Raw genomic sequence first — 19,031 nt, forward strand, 5'->3', positions numbered from 1 at the left:
CGCCAGTAACCCGGGCTCAGCCGATCACCGGCGTCAGGTCGGCAGGCGGCGGCGACCACCGGTCCGCCAGCGCGTCCACCTGCTCGCCCGAACGGATGTCCTTCACCTGGTGACCCTCGGCTCCCGGGAACCACACGTACGGGATGCCGCGCCGCTCGGCGTACCGGATCTGCTTGCCGAACTTCGCCGCGGTCGGCGACACCTCGGTCGGCACGCCCCGCGACCGCAGCGCCTCCGCCACGGCGTTACTGGCCGCCCGCTCCTCCTCGGCCGCGACGGCGACCAGCACGCAGGTCGGCACGCTGCGCGAGATCGACAGCGCCTCCGCGCCGAACAGCAGGCCGAGCAGCCGGGTCACCCCGATCGAGATCCCCACCCCCGGGTACGACACGGCACCGGCGCTGGCCAGGTTGTCGTACCGGCCGCCGGAGCAGATCGAGCCGAACCGCTCGTAGCCGACCAGCTGGGTCTCGTAGACGGTGCCGGTGTAGTAGTCCAGGCCCCGGGCGATGCGCAGGTCGGCGACGCACAGCCCCGGCGCGTGCGCGGCGGCCGTCTCCACCACCGCGACCAACTCGGCGACGCCCTCGTCGAGCAGCGGATCGCGCACCCCGAGAGCCTGCACCGCCTCGGCGAACGACGCGTCCGGGGCGGAGATCCCGGCCAGCGCCAGGCAGGCGTCGGCCTGCGCCGCGCTCGCCCCGGCCGTCTCGGCCAGCAGGTCGGCCACCTTCGCCGGGCCGATCTTGTCGAGCTTGTCGACCGCGCGCAGCGCCGCCTCCGGGTCGGTCAGCCCGATGCCCCGGTAGAACCCCTCACAGATCTTGCGGTTGTTCACCTGGATCAGCACCGGCGGGATGGGCAGCGACCGCAGCGCGTCCCCGATCACCAGCGGCATCTCGGCCTCGTAGTGCGCCGGCAGGGTGTCCCGGTCGACGATGTCGATGTCGGCCTGGAGGAACTCCCGGTAGCGCCCCTCCTGCGGGCGCTCGCCCCGCCACACCTTCTGGATCTGGTAGCGCCGGAACGGGAACTGGAGCTTGCCGGCGTTCTCCAGGACGTACCTGGCGAACGGCACGGTCAGGTCGAAGTGCAGCCCGAGCGCGTCGTCACCGGCCGGGCCGTCCGCGTCGGCCTGCAACCGGCGCAGCAGGTAGACCTCCTTCGAGGTCTCCCCCTTGCGCAGCAACTGGTCCAGCGGCTCCACCGACCGGGTCTCCAGCGGGGCGAACCCGTACAGCTCGAAGGTGTGCCGGATCCGGTCGAGGACGTACTGCTCGATCATCCGCTGCGAGGTGGTCCATTCCGGGAAGCCGGAGATGGGCGTGGGCTTGCTCATGACGTACTCCTTGCGGGTCCGCGCCGGGCGCGGGGGGATCGACAGGTCCGCGCGCGGCGCGGAGGAACGGCTAGAGGCCGCGGGTGGGCGCGGCCGGGCGCGCACCGTCCGGGCCGGCCAGGTCGGCGAGGTACGGGTTACGCACCCGCTCCCGGCCGATGGTGGTCGCCGGGCCGTGGCCGGGCAGCACCACGGTGTCGTCGGCGAGTGGGAGGACCTTCTCCCGCAGGCTGGTCAGCATCCGGGGCATGCTGCCGCCCGGCAGGTCGGTGCGGCCGATCGAGCCGGCGAACAGCACGTCACCGGAGAGGCAGACCTGGTCGGCCTCCCAGGGCGAGCCGGTGCCGGGCAACCGGAACAGCACCGACCCGCCGGTATGGCCGGGCGCGTGGTCGACGGTGATCTCCAGGCCGGCCAGCGCCAGCGTCGCCCCGTCGGTCAGCTCCGCGACGTCGTCGGGCTCGGTGTACGGCAGCCGGCCGCCGAACAGCGCGGTGAGGTCCATCGACAACGCCTTGGTCGGGTCGGCCAGCAGCTCCCGGTCCTCCGGGTGCACGTACGCGGGGATGCCGCGTGCGCCGCAGACCGGCGCGACGGAGAAGGTGTGGTCGAGGTGGCCGTGGGTGAGCAGCACGGCGGCCGGGTGCAGGCGGTGCTCGGCGAGCACGGCGTCGAGCCGGTCGAGCACCCCGATGCCGGGGTCGACCACCACGCACTGCTCCCCCGGCGCGGTCGCCACCACGTAGCAGTTGGTGCCGAAGGCGTCCGCGGGAAAGCCGGCCACGAGCACGTCCGCTCCCCTTCCGTCTGAGTCGTCCGTCTCCTGGGCAGCCTAGTCGCCGGCGCGATCCGGTATCCGCGCCGACCCGTACCAGGGGCCCCGTACGGCACAGTGACGCACTTTGATAAACCCAGGCCGGCCCTCGTACACCACTTTCACAGCAGGTACCCGTACACTCTGGCGGGCGTGTGGCGTGGCGCACCTGCGGGCACGGCGGGCGCGCACGGCCCGACCGCCGGTGACGACCAGGGTAGAGGAAGGGGAGCACGGGTGGCTTCCAGCAGGGACCGGCAGCGCAAGCTCGCACGGGAGAAGCTCGACCGGCAGTTGGCCCGGCGGGCCGCCGCCGCCCGTCGGCGTCGACGCATCCAGGCCGGGGTCGGTGCGGCGGTGGTGCTGGTGCTGATCGTGGCCGGTGCGGCGTGGGGGCTGGGCGCCTTCGACAGCGACCCCGAGCAGAAGGCCGCCGAGGACGTCTGCCTCTGGACGCCGCAGGACGCGACCGCCAACACCAACCTCAAGGACGTCGGCACCCCGGCCAGCAAGGATCTGCCCACCACCGGGGTACGCACGATGACCATCGACACCGACCAGGGCGGCCCGATCACCGCCGAGCTGGATCTCGCCGGGGCCCCCTGCGCCGGGGCGAGCATCGCCCACCTGGCCGGGGCGTCGTTCTACGACAACACCAAGTGCCACGAGATCACCACCGAGGGCGCGCTGCGCTGCGGCGACCCGAGCGGCACCGGCCTGGGCGGCCCCACCTACTCGTTCTACAACGAGAACGTGCCGACCGCGCCCGAGGCGAGCCCCTCGGCCAGCCCGGCCCCCGGGCAGCCGCCGACCTACCCCAAGGGCACGGTCGCGATGATCGGCAACCCGCCGGGCGCCAACGGCAGCCAGTTCCTGCTCTTCTTCAAGGACTCCAGCCCGGCCCAGCCCGCGTACCCGATCATCGGCCGGATCACCGGCGGCCTCGACGTGGTCGAGAAGATCGGTGCCCTGCCGACCGTGGACAACGGGGCCGGCGCCAAGATCAAGCCGAAGACCGACGTGGTGATCCGCAAGCTCACCGTCGGCGAGGCACAGGCCGCCCCGGCACCGGCGACCGGCTCCCCGGCCGCGTCCCCGGCGGCCAGCCCGAGCGCCGGCTGAGCCGGCCCACAACCCGTACCTGCGGCCCCGCCGCGCCAGAGACAGCCCAGGAGGAGTGACCGTGACGTCCACGAGAGAGCGGCAGCGCGCGGCGGCGCGGGCCCGACTTGAGCGGGAGATGGCCGAGCGTTCGGCCAAGGCCCGCAAGCGCCGGCAGACGCAGGCGATCGTCGGGGCCGCCGCGATCCTGGTGCTCGTGGTCGCCGGCACCGTCTGGTTGGCGACCAGCCTCGGTGGCGACGACGACGACAGCACGCAGCAGGCCGCCGGCACCGAGGGCTTCTCGCAGTGCACCTACACCGAGGCGCCCAAGGAGGGCCGGCCGGCACAGGTCAAGGACGTCGGGCTGCCGCCGAACCAGCAGGCCAACAAGGGCACCCAGACGATGACGATCGACACCAACCTGGGCCCGATCGTCGCCAAGATCGACCGGACCAAGGTGCCCTGCACCGCCGGCAGCTTCACCCACCTGGCCAGCAAGGGCTTCTTCGACAACACCAAGTGCCACCGGCTGGTGACCGAGGGCATCAAGGTGCTCCAGTGCGGCGACCCGAGCGCGACCGGCAAGGGCTGGCGGCAGACCGACGGCACCGGCGGGCCGAGCTACGGCATGGCTGAGGAGAACCTGCCCACCGACAAGCGTCCCCCCTACCCGGAGGGCGTCATCGCGATGGCCAACTCGGGGCAGCCGGGCAGCACCGGCAGCCAGTTCTTCATCGTCTACGGCGACTCGCAGCTCGACCCGAACTACACCGTGCTGGGCACCATCACCTCCGGCATGGACCTGGTCAAGCAGGTCGGGGCGGCCGGTGACGACAAGGCGTTCGCGCAGCAGGCGGGGGGTGGCCACCCCAAGAAGGAGGTCACCATCACCAAGCTGACGATGAGCGACATCGAGGGCTGACCCGCACCGTACGACGAGCGCCCGCCGGCTCAGCCGGCGGGCGCTTCTCGTGTCAGGCGACCGTGGGACGCGGCTGACGGTCAGGCGCCGGAGGTGACCCGGTAGGCGTCGAACACCCCGTCGACCTTGCGGACGGCGGCCAGCAGGTGCCCCAGGTGCTTCGGGTCGGCCATCTCGAAGCTGAACCGGCTCACCGCCACCCGGTCCCGGGTGGTGGTGACCGTCGCCGACAGGATGTTGACCCGTTCCTCGGAGAGCACCCGGGTGACGTCGGCCAGCAGCTTGTGCCGGTCGAGGGCCTCCACCTGGATGGCCACCAGGAACGTCGAGGCGGAGGTGAGCTTCCAGCTGACCTCCACCACCCGCTCGACCTGGGCCCGCAGATCCTCGGCGTTGGCGCAGTCGTCGCGGTGCACGCTGACCCCGCCGGAACGGGTGACGAACCCGAAGACCGAGTCCGGGGGCACCGGCGTGCAGCACCGGGCCAGCTTGATCCAGACGTCGCTGACGCCCCGCACCACGACACCGGGATCGCTGCTGTTCTGCCGGCTGTGCGGCGGACGGGTGGCGACGGCGGTCTCGGCGATGTCCTCCGCCGCGCCCTCCTCGCCGCCGTACGCGGCCATCAGCTTCTGCACCACCGACTGCGCCGACACCTGGCTGTCGCCGACCGCCGCGTAGAGCGAGGCGACGTCGGCGAGGTGCAGGTCCCGGGCGATCGCCATCAACGCGTCGGAGGTCAGCATCCGCTGCAACGGCATGCCCTGCTTGCGCATCGCCTTGACGATCGAGTCCTTGCCGGCCTCGATCGCCTCCTCGCGGCGCTCCTTGTTGAAGTACTGGCGGATCTTGGTACGCGCCCGCGGGCTCTTGACGAAGCTCAGCCAGTCCTGCGTCGGGCCCGCCGTGTCGGACTTCGAGGTGAAGATCTCGATCACGTCACCGTTGGACAGCGTCGACTCCAACGGCACCAGCTTGCCGTTGACCCGCGCCCCGATGCACTTGTGTCCGACCTCGGTGTGCACCGCGTACGCGAAGTCGACGGGCGTCGACCCGGTCGGCAGCGGGATGACGTCACCCTTGGGGGTGAAGACGTAGACCTCCTGGCTGGACAGGTCGAACCGCAACGCGTCGAGGAACTCCGACGGGTCGGCCGCCTCCCGCTGCCAGTCCAGCAACTGCCGCAGCCAGGTCATCTCGTCGATGTGCGCCGGCGGGCCGACGATCTGGGTGCCCTTGTGCTCCTTGTACTTCCAGTGTGCGGCGATGCCGAACTCGGCGGTCCGGTGCATCGCGTAGGTGCGGATCTGCATCTCCACCGGCTTGCCGGTGGGCCCGATGACAGTCGTGTGCAACGACTGGTACATGTTGAACTTGGGCATCGCGATGTAGTCCTTGAACCGGCCCGGCACCGGCTGCCAGTTGGCGTGGATGACCCCCAGCGCCGCGTAGCAGTCCCGCACCGTGTCGACCAGGATGCGCACCCCCACCAGGTCGTAGATGTCGTTGAAGTCCCGCCCCCGCACGATCATCTTCTGGTAGATCGAGTAGAGGTGCTTCGGCCGGCCGGTCGTCTCCGCCTTGATCTTGGCGGCCTTGAGGTCGGTGCCGACCTTCTGGGTGACCTGCTTGAGCAGCGACTCCCGCTGCGGCTGGTGCTCCCCGATCAGCCGGAGGATCTCCTCGTAGCGCTTGGGGAACAGGGTGCCGAAGGCCAGGTCCTCCAGCTCCCACTTGATCGTGTTCATACCGAGCCGGTGGGCCAGCGGCGCCAGGATCTCCAGCGTCTCCTTGGCCTTCTGCTCCCGCTTCGGGGCCGGCAGGAAGGACAGCGTGCGCATGTTGTGCAGCCGGTCGGCCAGCTTGATCACCAGGACCCGGGGGTCCTTCGCCATCGCCACGACCATCTTGCGGATCGTCTCCGCCTTGGCCGCGTCGCCCAGCTTGACCTTGTCCAGCTTCGTCACGCCGTCGACGAGCAGGGTGACCTCGGGGCCGAAGTCGACCTTCATCTGGTCGAGGGTGTATTCGGTGTCCTCGATCGTGTCGTGCAGCAGGGCCGCCACCAGCGTGGTGGTGTCCATCCCCAGGTTGCCCAGGATGGTCGCCACCGCCAGCGGATGGGTGATGTACGGGTCACCGGATTTGCGGTACTGGCCAGAGTGCCAGCGGGCGGCGGTGTCGAAGGCCCGCTGGAGCAGCCGTGCGTCGGCCTTCGGATGGTTCTCCCGGTGGCTGGCGATCAGCGGTTCGAGCACCTCGCTGACCTGGGAGGTCTGCCACGGGGCGTTGAACCGGGCCAGCCGCGCCCGGACCCGGCGGCCGGTCGGGGCGTTGGAGAGCGCGAAACCACCGCTCGGCGACGGGTCGTCGTCGAACGACGCCCCCACCGCCAGGCCGTCGGGCGTACCGCCGACGTCGTCGCCGGCCCCCGTCGGGCCGGCCGCCGGATCGTTGTTCCGAGCGGTCACCGCGCCGTCAGCGTCGCCTGTCGGGTGCACCGTGCCCTCCACCGGAGGAACGACATCGTGGGACACCGGCCTCCTCACCGATCGCCGGGACCACGCCGGCCGTACGGCCGACGCCTGTCTTGCCGAACCGGCCGTCACGCCGGCGTGTTCCCGCCGGCCGCCGTCGGGCCGATGGCACTGGCCGCCGGCCCCACGGCCGACACCTGACCACCGCCCGGACGGGTGACCGTCCGGTCAGCAATGGGCAATGCTACCCGTACGGTAGGTGCCGTGCCGCTCCGCCGGACGGTCCGTCCCAGGTCGGCGGGACGACCCAGGAATCAAACGGTCAGCAGGGCATGGACCGGACGCCCGGCGAGCCGCTCCCGCCCGCCCAGGAAGCCCAACTCCAGCAGGACGGTGAAACCGGCCACCGTGCCGCCGGCCCGCTCCACCAGGTCGAGGGTCGCCTCGGCGGTGCCGCCGGTGGCCAGCACGTCGTCGACCACCAGCACCCGGTGCCCGGCGGTGAAGGCGTCCTGGTGCACCTCCAGCGTCGCCTCGCCGTACTCCAGGGCGTAGGAGGCCGAGTACGCCGGCCGGGGCAACTTGCCCGCCTTGCGCACCGGCACCACCCCCAACCCGGTCGCGTACGCGATGGCGGCGGCGATCACGAAGCCCCGGGCCTCGATGCCGACCACGATGTCGAAGCCGTCCCGCCCGTGGTGGTCGATGATCCCGTCGATCACCTCGCGGAACACGTCGCCGTCGGCGAACAACGGCATCAGGTCCTTGAACATCACCCCGGGCTTGGGGAAGTCCGGCACGTCCAGCACCCGGCTGGCGACCAGCCGGGCCACCTGCGGGCCGCTGTCTCCGCGTACACCGGTGCTGTGGGTCTCCGTCACGGTGGTCGGCTCTCCTTCGATACGACGACGGCGTCCGTCACGCTGCTCGCACAGCATGGCGGACGCCGTCGACTCGACGTGGGGCGGGTCGCCCGTCGGTCAGCGCCGCTTCGCGCCACCGGGCCGGTTGCCGCCGCCCCCGGCGGGACGGCCGCCCCGGGCGCCGGCCGACCGCTTGGCCGCCGGACGTGCGCCGACCTTCGGCGCGCTGCCGGCCAGGGCCGCCGCCTCCGGGTCGATCGGCTCGTCGGTGGCCTCCTCGGCGGCGGCCTGCCGGGCCGCACCGCGCGGGGTGATCTCGCCCCGGGCGATGGCACCCCGGCGGGCCAGCACCCGTTTGGTGTGCGCGTCGATCCGCGGGTCCTGGTTCTTGAGCAGCACCAGCAGCGGGGTCGAGAGCAGGATCGAGGTGAGGAACGCCATCGCCATACCGACGAACAGCACCAGGCCGAGGTCCTTCAGGGTGCCCGCGCCGAGCAGACCGGCACCGATGAAGAGCAGACCGCCGACCGGGAGCAGGGCGACCACCGAGGTGTTCAGCGACCGCATCAGGCTCTGGTTGAGCGCCAGGTTGGCCGCCTCGCCGTAGGTCTGGTTGTTGTTGGCGGTGATGCCCCGGGTGTTCTCCTGGACCTTGTCGAAGACCACCACCACGTCGTAGAGCGCGAAGCCCAGGATGGTGAGGAATCCGATGATGGTCGACGGGGTGACCTCGAAGCCGACCAGCGAGTAGATGCCGGCGGTGAGGATCAGGTTCATGAACAGCGAGATGATCGCGGCGACCGCCATCCGCCACTCGAACCGCAGCACCAGGTAGGCCGCCACCACCAGGACGAAGATGACCAGGCCGAGCAGCGCCCGGGAGGTCACCTGGCTGCCCCAGGCCTCGCTGACCTGGCTGCCGCTGATCTGGTCGGCGTTGATGCCGAACTCGTCGGCCATCTTGGCCTTGACCGCGTTGGCCTGCTCGGCGTCGAGCTGCGAGGTGCGCAGCTCGTAGTACTCGCCGCTGGTGCTGCCGACCTTCTGCGCGGTCACCACCTCGGCGCCGCCGCCCTCGGCCGCCAGCGCCTCGTTGACCTTGTCCTCGGCCTGGTCGAGGGTGCCGACGCTGGCCGGCACCTGGAACGAGTTGCCGCCGGCGAACTCGATGCCCAGGCTGAACCGGTTGACCGCGAAGCTGAGCACGGCGATCAGCACCAGCACCCCGGCGACGGTGAACCACAGCTTGCGCCGGCCGACGATGTTGAGACCGGCCTCGCCCCGGTAGAGCCGGGACGCCAGACCACTCTTAGCCATCTCAGGCCTCCTTGACGCGCGGGTTGCGGGCGGTGCCCGGCTCGGCCGAACGGGGTGGCAGGGCCCGACCGAGGCCGCTGACCCGCGGCGACAGGAACGCCGGGGTCCGGGCGAACATCGTCATGATCGGGTGCCGGAACAGGAAGACGACCACCAGGTCGAGCACGGTCGCCAGGCCGAGGGCGAAGGCGAAGCCCTTCACCGTGCCGACCGAGACGATGTAGAGGACCACGGCGGACATCAGGGTGATCGCGTTGGCCGAGATGATCGTCCGGCGGGCCCGGATCCAGGCCCGGGGCACCGCGCTACGCGGGCTGCGCCCCTCCCGGATCTCGTCCTTGAGCCGTTCGAAGTAGATGACGAACGAGTCCGCCGCCACACCGAGCGAGACGATCATGCCGGCGATGCCGGCGAGGGTGAGGGTGAAGCCGATCGACCGGCCGAGCACCACCAGCGCGCCGAAGACCAGCAACGCGGAGAGCACCAGGCTCAGGAAGATGACCGAGCCGAGCAGCCGGTAGTAGAAGAACGAGTAGACGATGACCAGCAGCATGCCGATGCCGGCGGCCAGCAGGCCGGCCCGCAGGTGGCTGTCGCCCAGCGTCGCGGTGACGTTCTGCTGCTCCTGCGGCACGAAGGTGACCGGCAGCGCGCCGTAGCGCAGCTGGCTGGCCAGCGCGTTGGCCGAGGTGTTGTCGAAGCTGCCGGTGATCTGCGAGTCGCCGGTCAGCACGCCCTGGATCTCGGGCGAGGAGACGATCTCGTTGTCCAGCACCACGGCCACCCGGCACTTGCCGTCCTGGCCCAGGGCCGTCTGGTCGCAGGCACCGCCGGTGTTGTTGAACGCCTCCCGGGTCAGCTCGGTCCACTTGGACTGGCCGTCGCCGGTGAAGTTCAGGCTGACCACCCAGGTGCTGGCCTGGTCGAGGACCGCGTTGGCGTCCTTGACGTCGGTGCCGACCACCTTGGCCTGGTCGAGCAGGTACTTCGCCGCGCCACCCTCACAGGCGACCGCCTGCTGCTTCTCGTCCTTGATCGACGCGGGGGGCCGCTTGTCGAGCTGCGCACAGGTGATGGTCGGCACGTTGAACTGCATCTGCGGGGTCAGTACCGCGACCTCCTGCGGGGAGAGCGTGCCGAACGGCTTGAACGTCTCCGCCAGGGCCGGGTTGGTGGCCAGGTCGGCCGGGGCCTGCAGCCCGCTCGCGGCGGCCCAGGCGGCTGCGCCGACCTTCTTCTCGACGGCCTTGCGCTGCTCCTCGATGCTCTGCGGCACCGGAGCCTCGCTGGCGCTGGGCGAGGCGGCCGGGGCGCTCGGCGAGGCCGACCCGGACGGGGTGGCGCTGGCGCTCGGCGCGGGGGCGCCGCCGCCCTGGCCACCGGCGCTCGGCGAACCGGTCACCTTCGGCGAGGCGCTGCCGGAGGCCTTCGGCGACGCGCTGCCCGACGGGGCGGGCGACGCGCTGCCGGACGGGGCCGGCGAGGCGCTGCCCGACGGTGCCGGGGCGGCGACCGCGCCGCTGCCGTCGGCGGCCTTGAGCACCTTGCGGAAGCGCAGTTCCGCGGCGCTGCCGACGTCGGTCAGGTCGCGGTTCTCACCCGGCAGGGAGATGACGATGTTCCGGTTGCCCTCGGTGACCACCTCGGCCTCGGCCACGCCGTAGGCGTTGACCCGGCTCTCGATGATCTGCCGGGCCTCCTCCAGGTTGGCCGAGGTCGGGGGCCTGCCGTCGAGGCTGTTGGTCGCCTCCAGCGTCAGCCGGGTGCCACCGATCAGGTCCAGGCCGAGCCGTGGCTCCAGCCGGTCCTTCCAGCCGCCGCTGGCGCCGCCCGAGAAGAACACCAAGGAATAGAGGACGACGAAGATGAACCCGAGCACGGCGAGCTGCCGCCCGGGGCGCATCTGTCCCTGAGGTGGTGCCACGGCTGTCTGTCTCCCTGTAACGGTCGCGCCGCCGGCGCAGCGGCGACGAGGTCGGAGCGGGGTTCCCGCCCCGACGTGCTCTGCGCGGGCCACTCCCGACCGACGACACGGCGCACCACCGCCGACGTGGTGGCGTCGGGCGGACGGTGCGGGTGCCGACCCTGGGGACCGGCCCACCTATCCAGTTGTCCCGCCGCTACCCGCCCGTGGTGCCGGGCGGGAGGCGGCTTCACTCCTTGACGACTTCCGCGTCCTCGGTGACCGGCTCGTCAGCCTCGGTGCGCTCGGCCCGGGTGACCACCCGGGCGATGGCCGGACGGGCGTAGCGGGACTGCACACCGGGGGCCACCTCCAGCAGCACGGTGTCGTCCTCGACACCCACGACCGTGCCGTAGAGCCCGCCGATGGTGACGACCTCGTCACCGGGGCCGAGCGCGGACTGCATGGCCTCAGCCTCGCGGCGGCGCTTCTGCTGCGGCCGGATCATCATGAAGTACATGACCCCGAAGAGCAGGGCGATCATGAGGATCGGCGTCAGGCTGCCGGCGCCTCCGCCGGACTGTGCTGCGTAAAGCACGGTGTGCGACCTTCCCATTGGCCCCCGTCACGGCACGTGCGTGCCGGAGCGGAGGCGGATATTCACATCCTGTACAGACCGCGGCGAGTCTAATCCCTGCACCTGGGAACGCCGAATGCGGCGCAGATCACGTTCAGATCACGGTGGATCGGGCGCGTTCGAGAAGAGATCGGGCACGGCGGGGGCTTCAACGCCAAATGTACCATTTGGCGGGGTGCGGCCGAGGTGTCGCCAGGCGGCCTCCGTCGCCACCCGTCCCCGGGGGGTCCGGGCCAGCAGGCCGGCCCTCACCAGAAAGGGCTCGCAGACCTCCTCCACCGTGTCCGGCTGCTCCCCCACCGCCACCGCCAGGGTGGACAGGCCCACCGGGCCACCCCGGAACGAGTCGACCAGCGCGGTCAGCACCGCCCGGTCCAGCCGGTCCAGGCCGAGGGCGTCCACGTCGTAGACGGTCAGGGCGGCGCGGGCGGTCTCCAGGGTGACCACGCCGTCGGCCCGGACCTCGGCGTAGTCGCGCACCCGGCGCAGCAGCCGGTTGGCGATCCGGGGCGTGCCCCGGGACCGGCCGGCGACCTCCACCGCCCCCTCCGGGGTGATCGGCACGCCCAGGATCCGCGCCGAGCGGTGCAGCAGCGCCTCCAGGTCGGCCGGGGAGTAGAAGTCGAGGTGCGCCACGAAGCCGAACCGGTCCCGCATCGGGCCGGTCAGCAGACCGGACCGGGTGGTCGCGCCGACCAGGGTGAACGGCTCCACGTCGAGCGGGATCGCGGTGGCCCCCGGCCCCTTGCCGACGATCACGTCGACCCGGAAGTCCTCCATCGCGCTGTAGAGCAGCTCCTCCGCCGGCTTGGCGATCCGGTGGATCTCGTCGATGAACAGCACGTCGCCCTCGGCGAGGCTGGTCAGGATGGCGGCCAGGTCACCGGAGCGCTCGATCACCGGCCCGCTGGTCACCCGGATACCGGAACCCAGCTCGGCCGCCACGATATTGGCCAACGTCGTTTTACCGAGGCCAGGAGGCCCCGACAGGAGGATGTGGTCGGGTGGGGCGCCGCGCCGCATCGCCCCCTGCAACAGCAGGTCGAGCTGGTCGCGGACCCGGTGCTGGGCGATGAACTCGTCGAGCCGCTTCGGCCGGACGCTGACCTCGGCGTCCCGCTCCGCGTCGTCGGCGTACGCCGAGACCAGGCCGTCGCCGCTCATGCCGGCCACCCCGGCCGCGACCGTGCCACGCCGGTCACCGGATCCGGCCGAGCAGTCGGATGGCCTGCTTGAGCAGGACCGGCACCGGCGGGGTGGGCCCCTCCACGGTCTCCGCCACGGCGGCCACCGCCTGATCGGCCTGCCCGGCCGTCCAGCCCAGCCCGACCAACGCCTGACGGACCTGGTCCGGCCACGCCCCGGCGGTCACCCCGGCCGCGCCGTCGGCACCGACCGGCACCGGGCCGATCCGGTCGCGCAGCTCCAGGACCAGCCGCTCGGCACCCTTCTTGCCGATCCCCGGGACCCGGGTCAGGGCGGCGGTGTCGGCGTTGGCGATGGCCTTGCGGACCGCGTCCGGGGTGTGCACGGCCAGCACCGCCTGGGCCAGCCGCGGGCCGACCCCGCTGGCCGTCTGGAGCAGCTCGAACAGCTGCTTGGCGTCGTCGTCGGCGAAGCCGTAGAGGGTGAGCGAGTCCTCCCGGACCACCAGGCTGGTGGCGAGCCGGGCCGGCTGGCCGACCCGCAGCTCGGCCAGGGTGCCCGGGGCGCACTGCACCGCCAGACCGATCCCCCCGACCTCCACCACCGCGTGGTCCGGACCGGTCGCGGTCACCGTGCCGCGCACGCTGGCGATCATCGCGCTCCTCCTCGTCGTGCCCGGTCGGCGGCCTCGGCCAGCTTGGACCGGGTGCCGCCCCGCCACACGTGGCAGATGGCCAGGGCCAGGGCGTCCGCCGCGTCGGCCGGCTTGGGCGGCTCGGCCAGCCGCAGCAGCCGGGTGACCATGGCGGTCATCTGCTTCTTGTCGGCCTGGCCGGACCCGGTCACCGCCGCCTTGACCTCGCTCGGCGTGTACGTCTGCACCGGCAGCCCGGCCCGCGCCCCGGCCAGCACGGCGATCCCGCTGGCCTGGGCGGTGCCCATCACGGTGCGGACGTTGTGCTGGCTGAACACTCGCTCGACGGCGACCGCGTCGGGCCGGTGCTCGGCCACCAGGTCGGTCAGCGACCGGTCCAGGTGCAGCAGGCGCAGCGACAGGTCGTCGGCGGGGTCGGTGTAGACGACGTAGTAGGCGACCAGCGTGCAGGGGCGGCCCGGCACGCCCTCGACCACGCCGACCCCGCACCGGGTCAGCCCCGGGTCGACGCCCAGCACACGCACGCCGTCTCCTCCAGGCCCCTCGACAGTACGGGTGTTCGACATCCTACGACGACCACGCTGACCCTCAGGGACTCCTGACGAATAACGGAGGCACACCCCGGAGCGTAAGGCTCGTTCTACCTACACGTGAGGGGATTGAGCAGCGTCCGGAATCGCCTCCAACGAACTCTGGGCTGAGATCGCGCCGCTGCTGCCACCACGTCCGCTCCACGGCATCGGTCCCGGGACCGCAGGCACCTCGACGGCCGTCAGGTGTAGCGCGGGAGTTCTACACCGCAGTCCCGTTGGAGCACCTACCCCAGGGGATTAGGTTCGGGTTGACAGACCTGCTGACGCAGCGTGCGGGACTGGAACGACTCCGCAGTCTAGCCCACTGTCACCTGGCCCCATGATCGACAAGACACGCCCCAGCAACCACCGCGCGGGTGTTACTCGGCAGCCTTTGGGTCACAGGGATAGCTGGACCAGCGTCGGGCAGACAAACCCTGGTGTCGGCAACCGCAGTTGCCGCTCCATACCACCACCCCCACGCTTACTTGAAACCATCTCGAGAAGCTCCGTACCGCCGCGACCCACTCGACGCCTTCGGCGCCCGCAAACGATCAACCTTCGAGCCGGATCGCCCAAAATCTTGCAAACCTACGCTTTAAAATAGACCACCCTAAACAAGGAAAGCTTCATACTCTCTTCTAAACTAATAGAACAATCTGGACAAATGGTTTAAAACTAATATTTTACTTGTAATATTATTTTCCGAAGTCAATTGTAAAAACACTTATAGATCGAATTCTTTGTGTACTATCGGAGAGTAGGATCACACAAAGAAAGGTGCGATGTGGAAAAAAGAAGGAAACTACTGGCAGGAATCGGGGTTGCGGTAGTTGTGAGCAGCGTACCCCTGATGGCTTCACCAGCAATGGCGGGCACCACCTACACGAGCTGTGGCTCCACCACCGGCGATGGTGGGTCGGCCACCGCACACGACGCAGGCCACGTCTCGGGCTCCTGGAGAAACTGCAGCGGGTCAGGCAATGACCACGTTTTTATTGACGTCAACAATGCATCAGACTCAGACTGCATTACGGTTCCTGCGGGAAATATCGGCCACCACAGCTACGATCCCACATGGTGGGTCACTGGAGCCAATCACAGCGCCACGTGGAAGTCTTGCTAAGACCGAATGTGCGCATTAGTTAGATTTCGCCTGCTCGGGGTGTCACGGCCTGGGCCGTGACACCCCGAGCAGAGTTGAATTACTCAGTGCGTGTTTGAGAAGGTCTGATGTGGACGGCGTGGCGGCATGACATCGGCTGCCGCGGCGGGCAGGGTGGCGTGGTGTCTGCGCGTCGTGGTTACCCCTCGGACCTGACCGACGCTCAGTGGACGCTGATCGCGCCGCTGTTGCCGGAGCCGAACACCGACGGCCGGCGGGAGAAGCACCCACGGCGGGAGATCGTCAACGCGATCCTGTACGTGGTGCGGTCGGGGTGCCCGTGGCGCTATCTGCCGGCTGACCTGCCGCCGTGGCAGACGGTGTACTGGTACTTCACCCGGTGGGAAGAAGCCGGCGTGACGGAGAAACTCCTGACCACGCTCCGGATCAAGGCCCGGGTGCACCAGGGCCGCCAGCCGGAGCCGTCGGCGGGGATCATCGATTCGCAGAGCGTGAAGGGCGCCGACACCATCGGCCGGGACAGCCGAGGCTACGACGCGGGCAAGAAGATCAACGGCCGGAAACGGTTCATCATCACCGATACCCTGGGCCTGCTGGTCACCGTGACCGTGCTCGCCGCGAGCTGGCAGGACCGCGACGGAGCCAAGACGGCCATGCTCAGCGCTTACATGGTCACCCCGATCCGGCACGTCTTCGCCGATCAGGGATTCGCTGGGCGACTCGTCGACTGGACCCGCGACACCCTGCGCACCACGCTGGAGATCGTCCGCAAACCCGCCGACCAACGCGGCTTCGCCGTCCACCCACGCCGCTGGGTCGTGGAACGCACCCTGGCCTGGCTCACCGCCTGCCGCCGGCTCGCCCGCGACTACGAGCGCCAACCGGCCGTCTCAGCGGCCCTCATCCGCTGGGCCGCGATCGCCGGCATGACCCGCCGCATCACCCGCGACCAACCAGCACGCCGTCAAACCCGCCGCACCTTCACCTGGACCTGATCAACCCCATCTCAAACACGCACTAAGCCTCGCACTCGTCAACCACCTAGCCTGCCAAACCCGCCCCAAGTTGCAAGATCAGCTGGGAACACGCTCACCGTAACGGCGAGCGATCTGGCTACCCTGCGGAGGGCGATCGACGCCTACTCGATTTGTCAGCGGGCCCGCAGCCCGTCGAGCACGCCGTCGACGACCTTCTCGGGGAGCAGCCGGTCGTCCAGCTCCGGGTGCCAGCGCATCAGCCGCTGGACCAGCATCGGGCCGGTGAGCAGCGCCATCGCCACCTCGATGTCGAGATCGGCGCGCAGCTCGCCTGCGGCCACGCCCCGGCGGAGCACCTCCCGCATGATCTTCCGCCGCGGCTCGATGATGTTCTGGTAGAGCTGGAAGTGGTCCGGGCTACGGTTCACCTCGGGCACCAGGCACGGCATGATCCGCTCGGCCCGGGGGTCGATGTTGTGCCCGACGGCCCCGACCAGCAGCACCAGGTCGTCGCGGACGGAGTGCCCGGCCGGCTGGGCGACCACCCCCTTGAGCCGGCGCAGCGCGTCCAGCAACAGGGCGTCCTTGCCGGGCCAGCGGCGGTAGATGGTGGCCTTGCCCACCCCGGCGCGGGTGGCGATCGCCTCGATCGACAGCGTCTCGATGGTGCTGCCCTCGGCGAGCAGGTCCAGGGTGGCCTCGATGATGGCCTCGTCCGCGCGGATGCTCCGCGGTCGCCCGGGCGACCGCGGAGCATCGGCGGTGGGGTTCATGGCAGACATTGTTCCCGGACCTACGTGGTCGCGGCCAGTTCCCGCTCCGCCACCGGCGTCGCGTCGGCGGCCGTGGCGGCGCGGCCCGGCATCCAGCGCAGCACGATGATGATGCCGAGGGCCGCCACCACCGCGGAGATCGCCGCCGCCCAGTGCATGGCCGAGACGAAGGCGTCGTTGGCCGCCGCGATCAGCTTCGGGGCCGCCGGGCCGAGCTGGGCCGCCGCCGCGTACGCCCCGGAGACCGACTCGGTGGCCGCCTCCCGGGCCGGCGCGGGCAGGGCGTCGGTGGCCGTGGCGATGTCCTGGCGGTAGACCGCGGAGAGTACCGAGCCGAGCACCGCGACACCCAACGCACCGGCGACCTGGCGGACGGTGTTGCTCACCGCCGAGCCGACGCCGGCCTTCTCCCGGGGCAGCGCCGACATGATCGACTCGGTGGCCGGCGGCATGATGTTCGCCATCCCGACGCCCTGGAGGAAGAAGGCCACCAGCACCACCCAGATCGGCGTGCTGGCGTCGATGAAGGCGAACGCGGCAAGCGCCACGGCGGTCAGCACGAGTCCCACCGTGGCCACCGCCCGGCCCCCGTACCGGCGCACCATGGCGGCGCTGCGCGGCGCGAAGACCAGCTGCGCCCCGGCGAACGGCAGGAAGAGCAGGCCGGTCTCCAGCGGGCTGTAGCCCCGGACGAGCTGCATGTAGAACGAGCTGAAGAACATCACGCCCATGGCGGCGAAGAAGACCAGGCCGACGATCGCCACCGGGGCGGCGAACCGGGGCACCCGGAACAGCCGTACGTCCAGCGAGGGGTGGTCGCTGCGCCGTTCGTGCGCGACGAACCAGGCCAGCACCGCCACTCCGCCCAGGATCGCGGCCCAGACGGTGGGCCGGCCGAAGCCGTGCTCACCGCCGTCGATGATGCCGTAGGTCAGCGCGACCAGCCCGACGACCGAGAGCAGCACGCCGAGGATGTCGACCCGGCCCGGCCTGGGGTCCCGCGACTCGGGCACCAGCAGGGCGACCAGCAGCACGCCGACCACCACCACCGGCACGTTGATCAGGAAGACCGAGCCCCACCAGAAGTGCTCCAGCAGCGCGCCGCCCAGGATCGGGCCGATCGCCACCGCCAGGCCGACCGCGCCGGCCCAGACGCCGATGGCACGGCCGCGTTCCCGGGGGTCGAAGACGTTGGAGATGATCGACAGGGTGACCGGCATGATCGCCGCGCCGCCGATGCCCATCACGGCGCGGGCCGCGACGAGCTGGCCGGGGCTCTGCGCGTACGCCGAGAGCAGGGACGACAGGCCGAACAGGACCAGGCCGATGAGCAGGAACCGGCGTCGGCCGGCCCGGTCACCGAGGACGCCGAAGGTGAACAGCAGTCCGGCGAAGACCAGGGTGTAGGAGTTGATCGCCCATTCCAGCTCGCCCTGGCTGGCCCCGAGGCCGTGCACCGGGTCGGCCAGGGTGCGCAGGGCGACGTTGAGGATGGTGTTGTCGAGGACGACGACGAGCAGGCTGACCACCAGCACGCCGAGGATCGCCCATCGTCTCGGATGTCCGGTGTTCTCGTGCGGTTGCATATGCTCCGGTGCTCCCCCCGGTTGCACCCGTCCCCCAGATACGGAACGGGTCAGACTCGTAACGACACTCACCTTACGAGCCCCATGTTTCGATACGACACCGGTTCGTATCGGTTGTGGTACGGGTCACCCGGCTCAGGCCGGGAGGGCGCAGGCGGCCAGGGCGGCGGCGAAGCTGGTCAGCCGGGTCGCCGGGGGCGCAAGGGGCTCGATCCAGCCCGGCCCGGCGGCGAACACCCGTACCCCCGGAAAGTCACGGCCGAACCGGACCAGGCGGTACGCGCGGCCGGTGACAGGGGTCTGCGACCAGACCACCACGACCCGCGGTCGGGCCCGCAGCACGGCGGATCCCAGCGCCACCCACGGCAGCGCCGGCCCCAGGTGCAGGCAGCCCCGCCCCTGCTCGCGCAGCGCGGCGGCCACCGCGTGCAGGCCCAGGCAGTGCGCCTCGTTCTCGGCCCCGGCGAGCAGCACCCCGTCGGTGCGCAACCGCCGGCCGGGAACCCGCCGGTGCACGTCCAACCCGATCCGGATGCCCTCGGACAGGGCGTGCTCGACGGCGATCCCGGCGGCGTCGCGCCCGCGCAGCCCGGCCAGCAGCGGCACGCACACCGCCTCCCACACCGCCGTCACCCCGGCGTCGGCGGCGTACTCCAGCACCAGCGCGGCGACCAGGTTCGCGTCGAGGTCCTCGGCGGCGGCCGAGAACCGCTTGTGGGCCGTCTCGACGGCCTCGACCGGCATCGGATCCGACAACACCAGACGCACCCCCCGGGTAGGACACCGTTACCAGGGGATTCGCCCGGACGGGGCGGTTCGG

Annotated in this window: 15 protein-coding genes and 1 pseudogene; 3 read left to right on the forward strand and 13 right to left on the reverse strand. The window is 70.8% G+C overall.

The window, feature by feature from the left end:
- Positions 1–16 precede the first annotated feature (16 nt).
- Both hisS and ACN267_RS13710 read right to left on the reverse strand, forming a co-directional pair.
- Positions 17–1,339, reverse strand: coding sequence for a histidine--tRNA ligase (gene hisS, locus ACN267_RS13705; RefSeq protein ID WP_204961360.1), 1,323 nt, complete (start codon positions 1,337–1,339; stop codon positions 17–19).
- A gap of 70 nt (positions 1,340–1,409) precedes the next feature.
- Positions 1,410–2,129 (reverse strand): MBL fold metallo-hydrolase, encoded by a 720-nt coding sequence (locus tag ACN267_RS13710; RefSeq protein WP_281898921.1) that lies wholly within the window; start codon positions 2,127–2,129, stop codon positions 1,410–1,412.
- A gap of 261 nt (positions 2,130–2,390) precedes the next feature.
- Here ACN267_RS13710 and ACN267_RS13715 point away from each other — a divergent pair, with 261 nt between their 5' ends.
- A complete protein-coding gene (locus tag ACN267_RS13715; RefSeq protein ID WP_421488842.1) occupies positions 2,391–3,275 on the forward strand; it encodes a peptidylprolyl isomerase in 885 nt (294 codons plus the stop codon).
- 61 nt (positions 3,276–3,336) lie between these two features.
- Positions 3,337–4,179 (forward strand): peptidylprolyl isomerase, encoded by an 843-nt coding sequence (locus ACN267_RS13720; RefSeq protein WP_204961358.1) that lies wholly within the window; start codon positions 3,337–3,339, stop codon positions 4,177–4,179.
- A gap of 80 nt (positions 4,180–4,259) precedes the next feature.
- Here the strand turns inward: ACN267_RS13720 and ACN267_RS13725 are convergent.
- The 8 genes and pseudogenes from ACN267_RS13725 to ruvC form a co-directional block, all read right to left on the reverse strand.
- Positions 4,260–6,539 (reverse strand): annotated as a pseudogene (locus ACN267_RS13725) (RelA/SpoT family protein); the annotation flags it as partial.
- 431 nt (positions 6,540–6,970) lie between these two features.
- The gene (locus ACN267_RS13730; protein ID WP_281898925.1) at positions 6,971–7,537 is read right to left on the reverse strand and encodes an adenine phosphoribosyltransferase; all 567 of its coding nucleotides are present in this window, start codon (positions 7,535–7,537) and stop codon (positions 6,971–6,973) included.
- Positions 7,538–7,636: 99 nt separating this feature from the next.
- A complete protein-coding gene (gene secF / locus ACN267_RS13735; protein WP_421488843.1) occupies positions 7,637–8,836 on the reverse strand; it encodes a protein translocase subunit SecF in 1,200 nt (399 codons plus the stop codon).
- Between the two features lies 1 nt (position 8,837).
- The gene (gene secD / locus ACN267_RS13740) at positions 8,838–10,760 is read right to left on the reverse strand and encodes a protein translocase subunit SecD (protein WP_421488844.1); all 1,923 of its coding nucleotides are present in this window, start codon (positions 10,758–10,760) and stop codon (positions 8,838–8,840) included.
- Positions 10,761–10,989: 229 nt separating this feature from the next.
- Positions 10,990–11,355: a preprotein translocase subunit YajC gene (gene yajC / locus ACN267_RS13745; protein WP_239486215.1), complete on the reverse strand. Its 366-nt coding sequence runs from the start codon at positions 11,353–11,355 to the stop codon at positions 10,990–10,992.
- Positions 11,356–11,475: 120 nt separating this feature from the next.
- Positions 11,476–12,540, reverse strand: a complete 1,065-nt coding sequence (gene ruvB / locus ACN267_RS13750; protein WP_204961353.1) for a Holliday junction branch migration DNA helicase RuvB — start codon at positions 12,538–12,540, stop codon at positions 11,476–11,478.
- Positions 12,541–12,574: 34 nt separating this feature from the next.
- On the reverse strand, positions 12,575–13,177 hold the full coding sequence (gene ruvA, locus ACN267_RS13755; protein WP_421488845.1) for a Holliday junction branch migration protein RuvA: 603 nt from the start codon (positions 13,175–13,177) through the stop codon (positions 12,575–12,577).
- Positions 13,174–13,701 (reverse strand): crossover junction endodeoxyribonuclease RuvC, encoded by a 528-nt coding sequence (gene ruvC / locus ACN267_RS13760; RefSeq protein ID WP_204961351.1) that lies wholly within the window; start codon positions 13,699–13,701, stop codon positions 13,174–13,176. The genes ruvA and ruvC overlap by 4 nt, the downstream gene beginning before the upstream one ends.
- A gap of 1,281 nt (positions 13,702–14,982) precedes the next feature.
- Here ruvC and ACN267_RS13765 point away from each other — a divergent pair.
- Positions 14,983–15,870: an IS5 family transposase gene (locus ACN267_RS13765; RefSeq protein WP_421488846.1), complete on the forward strand. Its 888-nt coding sequence runs from the start codon at positions 14,983–14,985 to the stop codon at positions 15,868–15,870.
- A gap of 155 nt (positions 15,871–16,025) precedes the next feature.
- Here ACN267_RS13765 and ACN267_RS13770 read toward each other — a convergent pair whose 3' ends face one another.
- From ACN267_RS13770 to ACN267_RS13780, 3 genes are all read right to left on the reverse strand, one after another.
- Complete coding sequence (locus ACN267_RS13770) at positions 16,026–16,634, reverse strand: TetR/AcrR family transcriptional regulator (protein ID WP_204961350.1); 609 nt, start codon at positions 16,632–16,634, stop codon at positions 16,026–16,028.
- An 11-nt stretch (positions 16,635–16,645) separates the two neighbouring features.
- On the reverse strand, positions 16,646–18,211 hold the full coding sequence (locus ACN267_RS13775; RefSeq protein WP_204961349.1) for an MFS transporter: 1,566 nt from the start codon (positions 18,209–18,211) through the stop codon (positions 16,646–16,648).
- Between the two features lie 135 nt (positions 18,212–18,346).
- A complete protein-coding gene (locus ACN267_RS13780) occupies positions 18,347–18,970 on the reverse strand; it encodes a transcriptional regulator (RefSeq protein WP_281898937.1) in 624 nt (207 codons plus the stop codon).
- Between the last annotated feature and the right edge of the window lie 61 nt (positions 18,971–19,031).

The sequence above is a fragment of the Micromonospora sp. WMMD734 genome (genome assembly GCF_049178975.1).
Taxonomy (GTDB): Bacteria; Actinomycetota; Actinomycetes; order Mycobacteriales; family Micromonosporaceae; genus Micromonospora; species Micromonospora wenchangensis.

Excerpts from the sequence above, each read along its gene's own strand:
- ACN267_RS13770 (WP_204961350.1), bottom strand. The coding sequence starts at position 16,634 with ATGTCTGCCATGAACCCCACCGCCGATGCTCCGCGGTCGCCCGGGCGA.
- ACN267_RS13775 (WP_204961349.1), bottom strand. The coding sequence starts at position 18,211 with ATGCAACCGCACGAGAACACCGGACATCCGAGACGATGGGCGATCCTC.
- secF (WP_421488843.1), bottom strand. The coding sequence starts at position 8,836 with ATGGCTAAGAGTGGTCTGGCGTCCCGGCTCTACCGGGGCGAGGCCGGT.
- ruvA (WP_421488845.1), bottom strand. The coding sequence starts at position 13,177 with ATGATCGCCAGCGTGCGCGGCACGGTGACCGCGACCGGTCCGGACCAC.
- ruvB (WP_204961353.1), bottom strand. The coding sequence starts at position 12,540 with ATGAGCGGCGACGGCCTGGTCTCGGCGTACGCCGACGACGCGGAGCGG.
- ACN267_RS13765 (WP_421488846.1), top strand. The coding sequence starts at position 14,983 with ATGTGGACGGCGTGGCGGCATGACATCGGCTGCCGCGGCGGGCAGGGT.
- yajC (WP_239486215.1), bottom strand. The coding sequence starts at position 11,355 with ATGGGAAGGTCGCACACCGTGCTTTACGCAGCACAGTCCGGCGGAGGC.
- hisS (WP_204961360.1), bottom strand. The coding sequence starts at position 1,339 with ATGAGCAAGCCCACGCCCATCTCCGGCTTCCCGGAATGGACCACCTCG.